The organism is Reyranella sp., from assembly GCF_965249915.1.
GTDB lineage: Bacteria > Pseudomonadota > Alphaproteobacteria > Reyranellales > Reyranellaceae > Reyranella.
This window is the reverse complement of record NZ_OZ252257.1, coordinates 701,515-717,500: the sequence shown is the minus strand read 5'-3', so window position 1 is coordinate 717,500 and position 15,986 is coordinate 701,515. Positions and strand designations below refer to the sequence as shown.

Sequence of the window (15,986 nt, the reverse complement as noted above, 5' to 3'; positions counted from 1 at the left end):
ACGAACAGGCGCCAGGCGTGCGTCGGAATCTCGGGCTTGATGCCGAGGTCGAGCACCGGCCAGGTCTCGACCTCGCGCTGGCCGGGCGGCAGGCGTTCCGACGGTGCCGCGGTCTTGCCGGTGAGCAGGCGGCCTTCCTCGGCCCACTTCTGCTTGCTGTCGACCAGCTTGCCCTTCAGTTCGCCGGACAGGGTGACGTCGTCGTCGGCCATGGAACTCCTCAGATGCTGCGACCCGCTTTCTCCCAATATGGCGCGCGCAGCTTGCGTTTGAAGATCTTGCCCGAATCCTCACGGGGAAGTGCGGCGGTGAGCTCGACCACCCGGGGCACCTTGTAGCGCGCCAGGTGCTCGGACAGATAGGCGCGCACGGAAGCCGCATCCAGGGAAGCGCCGGCAGCCGGTTCGACATGGGCGCAGATCTGCTCGCCGAACTCCTCGTCGGGAATGCCGAACACGGCGCAGTCGCGCACGCCCGGCATCTGGATCAGCACCCCCTCGATCTCCGCCGGGTAGATGTTGACGCCGCCCGAGATGATCATGTCGCGCTTGCGATCGCACAGGAACAGGAAGCCGTCGGCATCGACGTAGCCCACGTCGCCCACCGTGACGAGCTGGCCGAGCGAAATCTCGCGGCGCTTGGCGTCGTCGTTGTTGTAGGTGAACTCCGAAAGATGAGGCCCGCGCAGGTAGATCTCCCCGACCTCGCCCTGCTTCACGTCCTGCCCATCCTCATCCACGATTCGCAGGACGCCCCCGGGCACCAGGCGGCCGACCGTGCCGGGCTTGCGCAGCGCCTCTTCCGAGCCGTGCCAGACCACCACCCCGGTCTCGGTCGCGCCGTAGTACTCGTTGATGACCGGGCCCCACCATTCGATCATCTGGCGCTTCACGGCCGGCGCGCAGGGGGCGGCGCCGTGGCTGACGAAGCCGAGCGACGAGACGTCGTAGCGCGCCCGGACGTCCGCCGGCAGGCGCAGCAGGCGCACGAACATGGTCGGCACGATGTGCATGTGGGTGACCCCGTGCCGCGCAATCAGGCGCAGCATGTCCTCGGCCTCGAAACGCGGCTGCAGCACCATGTGCAGGCCGAGCCGCGCGCTCGCCATGCCATAGGCGGCTGGAGCGGAGTGGTACATCGGGCCGTTCATCAGCACGACGATCGCGGGATCGGGCTTCAGGCCCCAGAACAAGGCGGCTTCCTGGGCCCCGGCCGCCTGCTGCTCGGGCGTGCTCGGCTGGCGCCGCACGCCCTTGGGCCGCCCCGTCGTGCCGGACGTGTAGATCATGCTGCCGCGCGACGGACGCGGCGGCTCGGTGCGAGGCGCGGAGGCCGCGAGGAAAGCGTCCCAGGCCTCGGCGCCGGCCGGCATGCGCAGCTTCTCGGCAGGCACGCCGTAGGCGGCGGCGATCTCGTCCGGCGTGGGGACGGCGAAGACCTTCACGCCCTCGGGCACGCCGCCAGCGATCTGGGCCAACAGGTCGGTATGGGCCACCAGCACGCTCGCGCCGCTGTCGCGCAGGATGTAGTTCGCTTCCTCGGGAGTGAAGTGCCAGTTGATCGGCACGGCATAGGCGCCGAGCTGGCTCGCGGCCATGTTGACTTCGAAGGTCGCAAAGTCGTTGCGCAACATCAGGGCGACGCTGCCATTCTCGCCGACGCCCAGCGCCTCGAGCCCGCCGGCCGCGCGCGCGGCATTGGCCTGGATCTCCGCCCAGCTCCGGAATCTCTCGCCCGCCGTAACGCCTGCATTCATTTTTTTCCTCCCTTCTTTTTGGGCGGCACGAGTGCGCCCTTGAACATCAGCGCCCCGTGATAGCCGGCCAGCGTCCGGATATCGGGCGCGTGATCGAGCATGCCCGCCTGTTTCAGCATGACCAGTCCGTGGGTGGCGGCCCACATCGACCAGCCGAACAGCAGTGGATCGGCATCGATCAGGCCGCCCTTGACCATATCCTCGGCCTGCTGGGTCACGAAGGTGCGGGCACGCTTCGACTCGCGCAGCAGGTCGGGATGCTCGTCGCCGATCGGCTGGTCGATCTCGAACATGATGCGATAGGCATGCGGATGCTCGTCGGCGAACCGCAGATAGGCGTCGCCCACGCGGCGGGCCTTGTCGAGTGGCCCCTCGCCGTCCGCCGCCGCGGCTTCGAGCGTGTCGGCGAAGCGGGCGAAGGCCTCGGCCCGCACGGTCGCCAGGATGTCGGCCTTGTCCTTGAAGTAGCGATAGGGCGTCTTGGGGCTGCAACCCAGCGCCTCGGCCAGCTGGCGCATGGTGACGCCCTCATAGCCGAAGCGCGCGAACCGCTCGGTGGCAACCCGGCACAGCGCGGCCCGGAAATCGGCGATGTCTTGTTCGGTAAGATAACGCGGCATGGTTTACGTACACAGTGTGTACGCATGCGCCCCTTACGTCAAACGACTGTTTCAGCCTAAGGATTGACCTTCCAGATCACCCGGATCGAGGGCCCCCCAAGCAAGACCACCACAGTATCCCTTTCAGGATCGACCAAAGCCAGGGACCGAATTTCCTTCGAGTCATCGTGGAGCGGGTCAATTGGATCGTATTCAATCACTTTGCCCATGTACTCGATCGAGCCGGCAATCAGATGGCGCTTGTCTCGGCGGATCGTTCCAAAGCCAACGACATCCGCCTGATCCACCAGCGTCAACCTGTAGGACGTTTCAGGCCTGTCGATGTAGTCCGTGGTGCCAACAAAGGGGTCGTCCGCGCGCCACATATTGCCGCCGCGGTAAACAAGGTCACCGCGCAATCTTGCGCCGGGCAGTGTTTCGAATCGCGTCAACATAACTCCATCGATGCCGATCACGGCGGGCTTCGTGAGCTTACCTATCAGGGGGCCAAACAAAGGGTCGGACCGAAACGCCGACGTTTGCAGAAAAGTCGCACTCAGCTTAGCGAACAGCATCGGCTTCGGAAGCGTCCAGCCGAACTGGCGAATTTCTTCGTATCTGGCAGGTCCACGACGAGCCCACAGATTACCGCCGGCCTGAACGGCACCGATGTCAACCAGTCCGTCTTGGAGGCGGGTCACCTGAGCCGTAACCTTGCAATCACGAATGGGTTGATCGATTGGACAGCCTCGCCCTCCTTGAGCAGGCATGCTGTAGCTCGTCAAAATCATCGGCTCGTCCAACGAATCGAGGAGATGATAAACAACACGCGACCAATCGCGTGGATACAGGAGCAAGTCTCCAAGCCATTCATACTCGACGCCGAGTGCCTCTCCACCAGGCAGTCTCAGATAGACGGTATCAAACGGCGATTGGACGCTTCGAAGCCCGGCTCCGGGGCGGAAATCCCAACGCCAAACGGCCGGCAATATCCATTCGGAGGATGTCTGCTTTCCATCGACCGTCGTTTTGATGTCCACTCTGATACGAGGAACGACGCCGCCTTTCTGATCGATGGCAAAGAAAAGGAAAGCCACCGCGAAGAACGCGCAGATGGCGATGGCTCCCCTGCCGAGCAAGTCAGGCCGTCTCGGCGAACAGCTCGCGGCCGATCAGCATGCGGCGGATTTCGCTGGTGCCGGCGCCGATCTCGTAGAGCTTGGCGTCGCGCAGCAGGCGGCCGGTCGGATAGTCGTTGATGTAGCCGTTGCCGCCCAGCAGCTGGATTGCGTCGAGCGCCACCATCGTGGCCTTCTCGGCGGCATAGAGGATCGCACCGGCCGAGTCCTTGCGTGTGGTCTGGCCGCGGTCGCAGGCCTTGGCGACGGCGTACACATAGGCCTTGCAGGCGTTCATCGTGGTGTACATGTCGGCCAGCTTGCCCTGCACCAGCTGGAACTCGCCGATCGCCTGGCCGAACTGCTTGCGCTCGTGGACATAGGGCACGACGATGTCCATCGCCGCCTGCATGATGCCGATCGGCCCGGCCGCCAGCACGGCGCGCTCGTAGTCGAGCCCGCTCATCAGCACGTTGACGCCCTTGCCCACTGCGCCCAGCACGTTCTCCTCGGGGATCTCGCAATCCTCGAACACGAGTTCGCCGGTCGAGGAGCCGCGCATGCCCATCTTGTCGAGCTTCTGGGCGACCTTGAAGCCCTTGCGATCGGTCTCGACGATGAATGTCGTGATGCCGCGCGAACCCGCCGCCGGATCGGTCTTGGCGTAGACCACGACCAGCTGCGCATCGGGGCTGTTGGTGATCCACATCTTGGTGCCGTTCAGGACGTAGCGGTCGCCCTTCTTCTCGGCCCGCAGCTTCATCGACACGACGTCGGAGCCCGCGCCCGATTCGCTCATGGCGAGGCTGCCGACATGCTCGCCGGAGATCAGCTTGGGCAGGAAGCGCTTCTTCTGCTCGTCGGTGCCGGTGCGGCGGATCTGGTTGATGCAGAGATTGGAGTGGGCGCCGTAGCTCAGCCCCACCGCGGCCGAGGCGCGGCTGATCTCCTCGACCGCAATGACATGTTCGAGGTAGCCGAGGCCCGATCCGCCGAACTCCTCCTCGACGGTGATGCCGTGCAGACCGAGTTCGCCCATCTTCGGCCACAGCTCGCGCGGGAACCGGTCGGTCTTGTCGATCTCTGCCGCGATCGGCGCGACCTCGGCCGAGGCAAATCGCTGGACCTGCTCGCGCAACGCGTCGGCGGTTTCGCCCAGGCCGAAATCGAACGGCGGCATCGCATTCGGGATCATTTTGTCTTACCTGTTGATGGACTGGATCAGGACTTGGAGCCCAGCTTGACGTGGATCCGTATCAGTTTCCACTCGCCGTCCGACGGGATGAACTCCAACTCGAAGAGCAGGCGCGACGGCTCCGTGGGAAAGCTGCCCTTCACCACCAGCTTGCCGTCCTCGTCGACCACGGGCCTGGGGTCGTAGGTCGGCGGCATGGCTGCAATGATGTCGAAGTCGGCGTTGCCCTGGCTGAACTCCTTGAACGTGTCCTTGAGTTTCTCAGGTGGGAATTGCTCCCGAAACGGTTTGGACAGCTTGGCGTGCAGGACGGCGTAGTTGCCGGTCACGTTGGCGTCGTTGAGGCTGAGCAGCGAACTCTTGACCAGCGCTTCCAGCACGCGGTCGGACGGGACCTTGTTCTGCGCCTGGACCGCGGAAGCGCAAAGCAGCAGGAGAAATGCGGCAACGAGGCGAAGGACAGTCGACACGGAAACCTCCGCTGGAGACGTTACCTCAAAGCAGGAAAATCGTCGCCAGCCCGAGGAAGGTCAGGAAGCCGGTCACGTCGGTGACCATGGTCAGGAACACCGTGGAGGAGACGGCCGGATCGACGCCGAATTTCTGCAGACCGAGCGGAATCAACGAGCCGGCCAGCGACGCGGCCATCAGGTTGCAGACCATCGAAGCTGCAATGACCGCGCCCAGCCGCCAGTCGTGGAACACGAGAACGACCCCGACCGCGAGCAAGGTGGCGAACAACAGCCCGTTCAGGCTGCCGACCACCGCTTCCTTGCTGATGAAGCGCAGCGCGTTGGCCGCCGTCAGTTCGCCCATTGCCAGCGCACGGACCGTAACGGTGACGGTCTGGATTCCGGCATTGCCGCCCATCGATGCGACGATCGGCATGAGGGCCGCCAGGACCACGATCTTCTCGATCGTGTCCTCGAACCGGCTGATGACGAATGACGCGACAAGGGCGGTCGCGACGTTGACCAGCAGCCAGGGCGCCCGGAGGCGCGCCGTGCGCACGGTGTCGGCGTGCATGTCGTCGGAGCCGACGCCGCCCATCTTGAGCAGGTCTTCCTCCGCCTCCTCGTCGATCACGTCGACCACGTCGTCGACCATGATCACGCCGAGCAACCGCCCGTCATCGTCGACGACCGGGCATGAGACCAGGTTCTTGTCGCGGAAGACGTGCGCCACCTCGGCCTGGTCGGCCATCACCGGCAGCGACGGGATATCGGGATCGACGATGTCGAGGATCGGCACGGGGCGCTTGGTGCGCAGCATGCGGCCGAGCGGCACCGAGCCACGCAGATGGCCGCCCGCATCGACCACGAAGATGTCGTAGACGTCGTCGGGCAGGTCCGTGGCCTCGCGACAATGGTCGATCACCTCGCCCACGGTCCAGGTGTCGGCCACCTTGACCAGAGACCGCTGCATGAGGCGGCCGGCGGTGTCCTCGGGATAGGCCAGGGCGCGTTCGATGTCGGCGCGTTCGTCGGCGGGAATCTCCGCCAGGACTTCCTGCCGTTCCTCTTCCGTCAGGTCCTCGAGGATGGTGGCCGCATCGTCGGCCTCGAGTTCGCGCGCGGCGGCCGCGATCTCCTTGCTGTCGAGCTGGTCGAGAACGTCCTCGAGGACTTCCTCGTCGAGCTCGGTCAGGGCCTCGGGATCGAGGTCGCCCTTGAGGATGCCGACCAGCTTGTCGCGTTGATCCTCGGAGATCTGCTCGAGGATGGAGGCCTGGCCGGTGGCGCTGAGATTGTTCAGCAGCGCCCGCGCATCCTCGTGCCTGTCTTCGGTGAGCGCCGCCTCGACGCGCCGGACGAGTTCCGGCGTCACTTCGTCGAGATGGTCGATCTCCACACTCATCCACGCGCCTCGGCGAGGCGTTGCGCTTCGACCACGGCCAGCGCGGTCATGTTGAGGATTCCGCGGGCGGTGACCGACGGCGTGAGCACATGTGCCGGCAGATCGGTGCCGAGCAGGATCGGGCCGATATGCAGCCCGTCGGCCGCCTCCTTCAGCAGGTTGAAGGAGATGTTGGCGGCATCGAGCGACGGGCAGACCACGAGGTTGGCAGTTTCCTTGAGCCTGGAGCGCGGAAAGACGCTGTTGCGGATATCGACGTTCAGCGCGGCGTCGCCATGCATCTCGCCGTCGACTTCCAGGGTCGGCGCCCGCTGGTGCAGGATCTTCACCGCGGCAGCCATCTTCTTGGCCGAGGCATGCTCGGAGCCGCCGAAGCTCGAATGCGAGATCAGCGCAACCTTGGGCTGGATGCCGAAGCGCAGGACCTCGTCCGCGGCCAGCAGGGTGATCTCGGCCAGCGTCTCGGGATCGGGATCGTAGTTCACGTAGGTATCGGCGATGAACAGCGCGCGGGTCGGCATGACCAGCAGGCTGAGCGCCGCCATGTTCTTCGCCCCCTCGCGCAGGCCGATGACGTCGCGCACATGGGCAAGATGCGTGCGGAAACGGCCATAGGCGCCGGCGATCATCGCGTCGGCATCGCCGAGCTTCACCGCCAGGGCCGCGATCAGGGTCGGGCTGGACCGCACGAGGTTGCGTGCCGTCGGCTCGGTGACCCCTCGCCGTGCCATCAGCTCGTGATAGGCGCCCCAGTACTTGTCGTAGCGCGGGTCACTGGACGGATCGACCAGCTCGACATCGACGCCCGGCTGGAAGCGCAGGCCGAGCCGCTCGGCGCGCCGGCGCACGATCTCGGGCCGGCCGATCAGGATCGGCTTGGCGATGCCCTCGTCGAGGATGATCTGCGCGGCGCGCAGGACGCGATCGTCCTCGCCGGCGCTGAAGATCACCCGCTTGGGATCGGAGCGCGCCTGCGCGAACACCGGCCGCATGACCAGACCGGACTTGAAGACGAACTGGCTGAGCTGCTGGCGATAGGCGTCGAAATCCGTGATCGGCCGCGTCGCCACGCCGCTGTCCATGGCGGCCTTCGCGACGGCCGGGGCCAGCTCGACGATCAGGCGCGGGTCGAAGGGCTTGGGAATGATCTGGGTCGGGCCGAAGCCGCCGGCCTGCTCGCCGAAGGCGCGGGCCACGACCTCGGAGGGCTCCTTGCGCGCCAGCGCCGCCAGGGCGCGCACGCAGGCGATCTTCATCTCGTCGTTGACGGTCGTGGCGCCGACGTCGAGGGCGCCGCGGAAGATGTAGGGGAAGCAGAGGACGTTGTTGACCTGGTTGGGATAGTCGCTGCGGCCGGTCGCCATGATGGCGTCGTCGCGAACGCCCGCGACATCTTCCGGCGAGATCTCGGGATTGGGATTGGCCAGCGCGAAGATCAGCGGCCGGGCGGCCATCCGGGCCACCATCTCGGGCTTCAGCACGCCAGCGGCCGAGAGGCCGAGGAACACGTCGGCGCCGCCGATCACCTCACCCAGGGTGCGGGCCTGCGTGTCGCGGGCATAGCGCTCCTTCCACGGGTCCATCTGCTCGTTGCGGCCCTTCCAGACCACGCCGGCGATGTCGGTGACCCACATGTTCTCGCGCGGCAGGCCGAGCTTCTCCAGCACGCCGAGGCACGACAGGGCCGCCGCGCCCGCGCCCGACACGACGAGCTTCACCTTGGCGATGTCCTTGCCGACCAGCGACAGGGCATTGAACAGCGCGGCGCCGACGATGATGGCGGTGCCGTGCTGGTCGTCGTGGAACACCGGGATCTTCATGCGCTCGCGCAGCTTCTGCTCGACGTAGAAGCACTCCGGCGCCTTGATGTCCTCGAGGTTGATGCCGCCGAAGGTCGGCTCGAGGGCCGCGACGATGTCGACCAGCTTGTCCTGGTCGAGTTCGGCCAGTTCGAGATCGAAGACGTCGATGCCGGCGAACTTCTTGAAGAGGACGCCCTTGCCCTCCATCACCGGCTTGGCCGCCAGGGGTCCGATCGCCCCCAGCCCCAGCACGGCGGTGCCGTTGGTGACGACGGCGACCAAGTTGGCGCGGGCCGTGAGTTCAGCGGCCATCCCGGGATCGCGCACGATCTCGTTGCAGGCGGCGGCTACGCCGGGCGAATAGGCCAGCGACAGGTCGCGCTGGGTCGCCAGCGGCTTGGTCGGGACGACCTCGATCTTCCCGGGTCGAGGCAGGCGATGGTAACGGAGGGCACTTTCGCTGAGATCGTCGGCCAAAGCACTCTCCCACCTGCAAACAAAAAGGGCCGCCCGTTGGCACTTGCCAACAGGCGGCGACCTTACCTTTTCGTTCGAACCGGCGATGGTGCGGCCAAGAAGACTCGAACTTCCACGCCTCGCGGCACTAGCACCTCAAGCTAGCGCGTCTACCAATTCCGCCATGGCCGCGCCGGTTCGATGGCGCGGGGGATACCAAATCGCTCCCGCAGTGGCAAGGCGGGCTTGCACGAACGAGCAGAAGTGCCGATTTTGCCACAATGAAAAGGCTCGAATGGCGCATCTCCGACGACGCCGTCCCCTATGACGAGGCTTTGTCCACCATGGAAGCGCGCGTCGCCGCCATCCGCGCCGGCACGGCGGGCGAAATGGTGTGGCTGCTGGAGCACCCGCCGCTCTACACGGCCGGCACCAGCGCCCGGACGCAGGACCTGCTGCAGCCCGCACGCTTTCCGGTCCATGTCGCCGGCCGCGGCGGGCAGTACACCTATCACGGCCCCGGCCAGCGGGTGGCCTATGTGATGCTCGACCTCCGGGCGCGCCGCCAGGACGTGCGCCGCTATGTCTCCGACCTCGAGGAATGGACGATCCGAACGCTCGGCCGCTTCAACGTCAAGGCGGAGCGGCGCGAGGGCCGTGTCGGCGTCTGGGTCGTGCGGCCGGACAAGCCGGCGCTGCCCGATGGCAGCCCGCGCGAGGACAAGATCGCGGCCATCGGTGTGCGCATCCGCCACTGGGTGGCGTTCCACGGCATCTCGATCAACGTCGAGCCCGACCTGTCGCACTATGCGGGAATCGTTCCCTGCGGCATCGCCGACCATGGCGTCACATCGCTGGTCGATCTCGGCCTGCCGGTGACGCTGGCCGATCTCGATGCGGCGCTGACCGAAACCTTCCAGGAAGTGTTCGGCGAAATCAGGCCGTCGGCAGCCGCGTAAAGCCCGACGGCAGGACGTCGAGGTCGATCAGTTCGACGTCGACGGCGTCGACGCGCGCCAGTGAAGGGCCGCGGCGGCAGGCTTCGATCATCCGGCCCACCGCCTCATCGTCGCCGACCACCAGCGCTTCGACCGAGCCGTCGGCGCGGTTGCGCACCCAGCCGCTGAGGCCGAGCCGCTGAGCGGTCGCCAGCGCCCAGTCGCGGTAGCCCACGCCCTGGACCCGGCCGGTGATCGCGAGACGCGCCTGCAAGGCCATCCGGTTCAGGCGAACTCGATGATCTTCTGGTCGACGCGCAGGCTGTCCCCGGCCTTGGCGTGCAGCGTCTTGACCGTGCCGTCGCGCGTGGCGCGCAGCACGTTTTCCATCTTCATCGCCTCGACCACGGCCAGCGCCTCGCCAGCCTTGATCTCCTGCCCTTCGCTCACCGCCACGGAGGCCAGCAGGCCCGGCATCGGCGACAGCAGGAACTTCGAGGTATCGGGCGCCGCCTTGACCGGCATCAGCGCGTAGAGCTCGGCCTGGCGCGGCGTGAGCACCAGCACGTCCGCCTGCCCGCCTTCATGCGTCAGGCGCCAGCCGGAGCCCAGCGTATCGACCTGCACCACGACCGGATGCTGATCGACCTTCGCCCGCAACAGCGGCTCACCCGGCATCCAGGCGGTCTCGATCTCGATCCTGCGGGCGTCGATGTCCACGGCGAATTCGAGGCCGCCGCCACTCACGGAAACCGGCATCGCGGTGCGATTGAGCATGACGACGCGCTCGGACTGAGGTGCCCCTGCCCGATGAGCATGAATGCGATCGACCACGGCCGCGACCGCCGCCAGCACCGCCGCGTCCTTCGGCGGCAGATGCTCGGCCGTGAAGCCGCCCTTGAACTCCTCGGCGATGAAGTTCGTGGTGAGCTTGCCCGCCCGGAACCTCGGATGGGCCATCAGGGCCGCCAGGAACGGGACGTTGTGCGACACGCCGCGGACGTAGAACTCGTCCAGCGCGCGGCGCATGCGGTCGATCGCCTCGTCGCGAGTCTTCCCGTGCGTACACAGCTTGGCGATCATCGGGTCGTAGAACATCGAGATCTCGCCACCCTCGTAGACGCCGGTATCGACGCGGACGTCGGGTCCCGCCTCGGGCTCGCGGTACTTCACGAGCCGTCCGGTGGACGGCAGGAAGTTGCGGAACGGGTCCTCGGCGTAGAGACGCGCCTCGACGGCCCAGCCCTGCAGCTTCACGTCCTTCTGCTGGAACGGCAGCTTCCCGCCCGCCGCCACGCGGATCATCAGCTCGACGAGGTCGAGGCCGGTGATCAGCTCGGTCACCGGATGCTCGACCTGCAGGCGCGTGTTCATCTCGAGGAAGTAGAACTTGCGATGCTTGTCGACGATGAACTCGACGGTGCCGGCGCTCTTGTATTTTACCGCCTTGGCGAGTGCCACGGCCTGCTCGCCCATCGCCTTGCGCGTCTTGGCGTCGAGGAACGGGCTCGGCGCCTCCTCGATCACCTTCTGGTGGCGGCGCTGGATCGAGCACTCGCGCTCCCAGAGATAGACGCAGTTGCCGTGGCCATCGGCGATCAGCTGGATCTCGATGTGGCGCGGTTCCTCGACATACTTCTCGATGAACACGCGATCGTCGGCGAACGAGGCCTTGGCCTCGTTGGTTGCCGAACCGAAGCCTTCATGCGCTTCGGCATCGTTGTAGGCGATGCGCATGCCCTTGCCGCCGCCGCCGGCCGAGGCCTTGATCATGACGGGGTAGCCGATCTTCTGGGCGATCTTCACGGCCTCTTCGGCATTGGGAATCGCCGCGAGATAGCCGGGAACCGTGCTGACGCCAGCCGCCTGCGCGAGCTTCTTGGATTCGATCTTGTCGCCCATGGCGTAGATGGCGTGGGCATCGGGACCGATGAAGGCGATGCCGGCCTCGGCCAGCGCCTTCTGGAAGGCTTCCTTCTCGGACAGGAACCCGTAGCCCGGATGAACGGCCTGGGCGCCGGTCGCCTTGCAGGCCTCGACGATCTTGTCGATCAGCAAGTAGGACTGCGCCGAGGGCGGCGGTCCGATCAGCACCGCCTCGTCGGCCTCGCGCACATGCAGCGCGTCGGCGTCGGCTTCGGAGTAGACCGCCACGGTCTTGATGCCAAGACGCTTGCAGGTCCGGATGACCCGGCAGGCGATTTCGCCGCGATTGGCGATCAGGATCTTGTCGAACAGCGGTCCGTCGGCGGCCGGCTTCGCGGCCGGCGCCTTCTTCGCAACCGCGACTCTCTTGGCGGGCGCGCTCTTGGCGGCGACCTTGGCGACCTTCTTCTTGGCGGCCATGCTCAGATTCCTTCTTTTCTGCGATCGAAGAAGCCCCTGGCCCACAGTGAGTGAGCGCCGATCAGGGGCAGCCAGACGATGAGGACCCAGAGCCACCACGGATACTGGCGGCTCACGATGAAATTCAGCGGAATGATCACGAGCAGCGCGAGAAGCCCGACCATCAGGTGCTTGCGCACGATCCGGCCGCGCCTCATGCGCTCCTCGGGAGACAGGTGCACGGCGTCGCCGTCACAGAGGCACGTTGCCGTGCTTGCGCCACGGATTCTCGAGCTTCTTGGTCTCGAGCGTGGCCAGCGCCTTGCAGATCCGGCGCCGCGTGCCGTGCGGCATGATCACGTCGTCGATGAAGCCGCGGTTGGCCGCCACGAACGGGTTGGCGAACTTCTGGCGGTATTCCTCGGTGCGCGCCGCGATCTTGCCGGCGTCGCCGACGTCGGAGCGGAAGATGATCTCGACCGCGCCCTTGGCGCCCATCACCGCGATCTCGGCGCCCGGCCAGGCATAGTTCACGTCGCCCCGAAGGTGCTTCGACGCCATCACGTCGTAGGCGCCGCCATAGGCCTTGCGGGTGATCACCGTGACCTTCGGCACGGTGGCCTCGGCATAGGCATAGAGCAGCTTGGCGCCGTGCTTGATGATGCCACCGAATTCCTGCGTCGTGCCCGGCAGGAAGCCCGGCACGTCGACGAAGGTCACGATCGGGATGTTGAAGGCGTCGCAGAAGCGCACGAAGCGCGCCGCCTTGCGCGAGCTGTCGATGTCGAGGCAGCCCGCCAGCACCATCGGCTGGTTGGCCACGAAGCCCACCGTGCGGCCGGCCATGCGGCCGAAGCCCACCACCATGTTGGCGGCCCATTCCGGCGACAGCTCGAAGAAATCGCCCTCGTCCACGACCTTCAGGATCAGCTCCTTGATGTCGTAGGGCTTGTTGGGATTTTCCGGCACCAGCGTGTCGAGCGAGAAGTCGTCCCGATCGGTCGGATCGAGCGTCGCGCGGACCGGCGCCTTCTCGCGATTGTTCGAGGGCAGGAAGTCGACGAAGCGGCGAAGCTGCAGCAGCGCTTCGATGTCGTTCTCGTAGGCGAGATCGGCCACGCCCGACTTCTGCGTGTGCGTGAGCGCGCCGCCGAGCTCTTCCTGCGTCACCGTCTCGTGCGTGACGGTCTTCACCACGTCGGGGCCGGTGACGAACATGTAGGAACTGTCCTTCACCATGAAGATGAAGTCGGTCATCGCCGGCGAATAGACGGCACCGCCGGCGCAGGGGCCCATGACCATCGAAATCTGCGGGATCACGCCGGAGGCCAGCACATTGCGCTGGAACACGTCGGCATAGCCCGCGAGCGAGTCGACACCCTCCTGGATGCGCGCGCCGCCCGAGTCGTTGAGGCCGAGCACAGGCGCGCCGACCTTCATGGCCATGTCCATGACCTTGCAGATCTTGGTGGCGTGCATGCCGGACAGGGCGCCGCCGAACACCGTGAAATCCTGGCTGAAGACATAGACCAGCCGGCCGTTGATCGTGCCGTGGCCGGTGACCACGCCGTCGCCCGGGATCTTCTGGTTCTCCATGCCGAAATCGATCGAGCGGTGCTCGACGAACATGTCGTATTCCTCGAACGACCCGGGATCGAGGAGCGCATCGATGCGCTCACGCGCCGTCAGCTTGCCCTTGGCGTGCTGCGCCTCGATGCGGCGCTCGCCTCCACCCAGACGCGCCGCTGCCCGCCTGCGCTCGAGTTCTTCCAACATTTTCTGCATTCACTTCACTCCGGCTCGCCGGCCCGTTTTCAGGCAAAATCTTCGGGGCGTCCAGTTCACGAATTCGGCTTTTCGCGCGGCGGGCAGATATCCTCGAGCCGGCCCGAGGCCGTATCGGGAAGATCGCCGGTGCGCCGAAGGGCGAAACTCGTGGGTTCCCGGTGCCCTGCCGCATCGCGGTTGTAGCATACGAGCGACGAACCGCCCGATGCGGTGCAGATGAAGCGGTCGGGGCTACGCCCGGGAAGCCGCCACCTTGGTGAAGACGATCTCGACGCGCTCGACGTCGATGCGAACGAAGCCGCATTGAGCATATTCCTGTACCGGGCCGCGGGCGGTGCTGCGCGCGTCGTCACCTTCGATCACGACGATGCCGGCATGACGGCCGTTATGCCCCTGCCGCTCGAATTGCCACACACCCTGCAAGCTTTGCGCCATCGCTGGAGAGGCCAGGATTGCCAGAGGGATGACGAGCCCCGGCAGGCCGATCATTTCAGGAAGCGCTTCTCGTTGTCCTTGACCGTTCCCATGCCCTGCAGATCGAACACCTCGTCGACCGTGGCGATGCTGCCTTCGACGCCGTGGATGCCGCCATCCTTGCGGATCTGGGCGAAGGTCGCCCGCATGGCGCCGACGGCAGCCCTGATGGCATGGTTGCCCCAGATGAGCAGCCCGACCTTCTTCAGTTCCTTCACCCGCGCCACCGTCATCTGCGGATAGGCGGTCGGCACCAGCGCGATCGGCACCTTGCCATCCCAGGCCTTGATGAAGGCCTCGATCTCGTCCGGCGTCTTCTGCTTGGAATGGACGAGGATCAGGTCGGCGCCGGCGGCTTCGTAGGCCCGCGCCCGCTTCAGCGCCTCGTCCTGGCCGAGGCCGGCGATCAGCGCCTCGGTGCGCGCCACGACGACGAGGTCCGGATCGCGCCGGGCCGAACGCGCGGCCTCGATCTTGCCCTGGAACTCCTCGATGCGGACCATGTCCTGCCGGCCGCCGGCGATCAGGCTGGTGACCTTGGGGAAGCTCTTGTCCTCCATCACGATCGCGCCCACGCCGGCGCGCTCGTACTGCTCCACCGCATAGAGGACGTTGATGGCATTGCCGAAGCCGGTGTCGATGTCGGCCACCACCGGCAGGCCCGACCGGTCGACCATGGCGCGCGTCATGTCGAGATGCTGGGTCATCGATACGATGCTGACGTCGGGCACGCCGTAGAGCGCCGACAGCTCGAAGCCCGAGGCCCAGATCGCGTCGAAGCCCGCCTCGGCGGCAAGCATCGCCGACAGCGGGCTGTGCGCCGCCATCGCCTCGACGAGTCCCTTGTCGGCCATGATCTTCCGCAGCCTGGTGCCCGCTCCCATGATCCCTCTCAGCCGCGCAGACGCGCGTTCTCCAGCAATGAAAGAAAACGGGCGCACGCCTCGATGTCCCGGCGCACGCCTTCGCGATGCTTCTCCGCCAGCGGATCGTCGCCCCAGCGATCGACCTGGTAGAGCTCGTCCATCTGGGCGGCAGCAAAGGCGCCGGCCGCATCGAGCCGCCCCTCCGACACCGCCAGCCCGATCACCACCGATCCCGCCGTGTGCGTGAGATTGTAGAGCGCCGACAGCGCCAGATCGCCGTGTGCCGACACCGCCGCGTGAAGCCGCGCCTTCGCCTCTTCGGGCTGATCCACGAAGCCGATGCCTTCGGCGGTGACCAGCCGGGCGCCATGGCGCTCGGCCGCCCAGTCGAGCAAGGGCTGCCACAGCTCCAACTGCAGCTTCACCAGGCTCTCCGGCGCCGTCGCGCGATAGCACAGGAGATCCGAGCCGGCATACTTGGCCGTATCGGCGATCACCTCGTCGCGCCGCGCCACGACGCGGTCGATGGCGGTTGCGGCCAGGCGCGTCAGCGGCAGGTGGGCGGCGTTGATCTCGGCCTTGTCGGGCACGCCCGCCCATTCGGCGGCGATGGCCTCGGCAAGCGCCCGCGTCGGCACGACCAGAGTGGCCTTGGCGGGCGTCCGCATGGGCTTGCCATCGAGCAGGACGCGAAAGCCGCCCTCGCCCTCATCGACGCCCGTATCCTTGTAGAAGCGCTTCATTCAGCTCCCGAGCCGGGCAAGGCGTCCACGATACGAAACTCCCGGATCGCACCGTGCGACCTGCGCGAA

Annotated in this window: 16 protein-coding genes and 1 tRNA gene (1 of these 17 running past the window's edge); 1 reads left to right on the top strand and 16 read right to left on the bottom strand. The window is 66.3% G+C overall.

The genetic code is table 11. The features are described from left to right. The 9 genes from ACP15H_RS03460 to ACP15H_RS03420 all read right to left on the bottom strand — a co-directional run. Positions 1–212, bottom strand: the 5' portion of a protein-coding gene (locus ACP15H_RS03460; RefSeq protein WP_425064832.1) for a sulfite oxidase-like oxidoreductase. It extends 463 nt beyond the left edge of the window; 212 of the gene's 675 nt are visible here — the first part of the coding sequence; it begins with the start codon at positions 210–212; the stop codon falls past the left edge of the window. Between the two features lie 8 nt (positions 213–220). Beyond that, on the bottom strand, positions 221–1,756 hold the full coding sequence (locus tag ACP15H_RS03455) for an acyl-CoA synthetase (RefSeq protein ID WP_425064831.1): 1,536 nt from the start codon (positions 1,754–1,756) through the stop codon (positions 221–223). Further along, positions 1,753–2,376, bottom strand: a complete 624-nt coding sequence (locus tag ACP15H_RS03450) for a TetR/AcrR family transcriptional regulator (RefSeq protein WP_425064830.1) — start codon at positions 2,374–2,376, stop codon at positions 1,753–1,755. Before ACP15H_RS03450 ends, ACP15H_RS03455 begins: the two co-directional genes overlap by 4 nt. A 56-nt stretch (positions 2,377–2,432) precedes the next feature. Then, a complete protein-coding gene (locus ACP15H_RS03445) occupies positions 2,433–3,494 on the bottom strand; it encodes a hypothetical protein (RefSeq protein WP_425064829.1) in 1,062 nt (353 codons plus the stop codon). A 1-nt stretch (position 3,495) separates the two neighbouring features. Then, positions 3,496–4,668, bottom strand: coding sequence for an isovaleryl-CoA dehydrogenase (locus tag ACP15H_RS03440; protein ID WP_425064828.1), 1,173 nt, complete (start codon positions 4,666–4,668; stop codon positions 3,496–3,498). 26 nt (positions 4,669–4,694) lie between these two features. Beyond that, a complete protein-coding gene (locus ACP15H_RS03435) occupies positions 4,695–5,138 on the bottom strand; it encodes a hypothetical protein (protein ID WP_425064827.1) in 444 nt (147 codons plus the stop codon). 25 nt (positions 5,139–5,163) lie between these two features. After that, positions 5,164–6,525, bottom strand: coding sequence for a magnesium transporter (gene mgtE / locus ACP15H_RS03430; RefSeq protein ID WP_425064826.1), 1,362 nt, complete (start codon positions 6,523–6,525; stop codon positions 5,164–5,166). Then, positions 6,522–8,804, bottom strand: coding sequence for an NADP-dependent malic enzyme (locus ACP15H_RS03425; RefSeq protein WP_425064825.1), 2,283 nt, complete (start codon positions 8,802–8,804; stop codon positions 6,522–6,524). The genes mgtE and ACP15H_RS03425 overlap by 4 nt, the downstream gene beginning before the upstream one ends. Positions 8,805–8,890: 86 nt before the next feature. Further along, positions 8,891–8,975, bottom strand: a tRNA-Leu gene (locus tag ACP15H_RS03420). Between the two features lie 89 nt (positions 8,976–9,064). Between ACP15H_RS03420 and lipB the strand changes: the two genes are divergently transcribed. Next, positions 9,065–9,742: a lipoyl(octanoyl) transferase LipB gene (gene lipB, locus ACP15H_RS03415; RefSeq protein ID WP_425064824.1), complete on the top strand. Its 678-nt coding sequence runs from the start codon at positions 9,065–9,067 to the stop codon at positions 9,740–9,742. On the opposite strand, the gene ACP15H_RS03410 is transcribed toward lipB, so the two are convergent. The 7 genes from ACP15H_RS03410 to ACP15H_RS03380 all read right to left on the bottom strand — a co-directional run bounded on the left by ACP15H_RS03410 (position 9,720) and on the right by ACP15H_RS03380 (position 15,917). Then, complete coding sequence (locus tag ACP15H_RS03410; RefSeq protein WP_425064823.1) at positions 9,720–10,001, bottom strand: acylphosphatase; 282 nt, start codon at positions 9,999–10,001, stop codon at positions 9,720–9,722. The two genes, lipB and ACP15H_RS03410, sit on opposite strands and share 23 nt — an antisense overlap. Before the next feature lie 5 nt (positions 10,002–10,006). Beyond that, positions 10,007–11,959, bottom strand: a complete 1,953-nt coding sequence (locus tag ACP15H_RS03405) for an acetyl-CoA carboxylase biotin carboxylase subunit (protein ID WP_425069855.1) — start codon at positions 11,957–11,959, stop codon at positions 10,007–10,009. 110 nt (positions 11,960–12,069) lie between these two features. Continuing rightward, a complete protein-coding gene (locus ACP15H_RS03400; protein WP_425064822.1) occupies positions 12,070–12,264 on the bottom strand; it encodes a hypothetical protein in 195 nt (64 codons plus the stop codon). Positions 12,265–12,298: 34 nt separating this feature from the next. Further along, entirely contained in the window at positions 12,299–13,831 is a 1,533-nt protein-coding gene (locus tag ACP15H_RS03395) for an acyl-CoA carboxylase subunit beta (protein ID WP_425064821.1), read from the bottom strand. Between the two features lie 234 nt (positions 13,832–14,065). Further along, entirely contained in the window at positions 14,066–14,323 is a 258-nt protein-coding gene (locus ACP15H_RS03390; protein WP_425064820.1) for a hypothetical protein, read from the bottom strand. Next, positions 14,320–15,192 carry a phosphonopyruvate hydrolase gene (locus tag ACP15H_RS03385; RefSeq protein WP_425064819.1) on the bottom strand — a complete coding sequence of 291 codons (873 nt, stop codon included), beginning with the start codon at positions 15,190–15,192 and terminating at the stop codon, positions 14,320–14,322. Before ACP15H_RS03385 ends, ACP15H_RS03390 begins: the two co-directional genes overlap by 4 nt. A gap of 8 nt (positions 15,193–15,200) precedes the next feature. Further along, complete coding sequence (locus tag ACP15H_RS03380) at positions 15,201–15,917, bottom strand: ATP12 family chaperone protein (RefSeq protein WP_425064818.1); 717 nt, start codon at positions 15,915–15,917, stop codon at positions 15,201–15,203. Between the last annotated feature and the right edge of the window lie 69 nt (positions 15,918–15,986).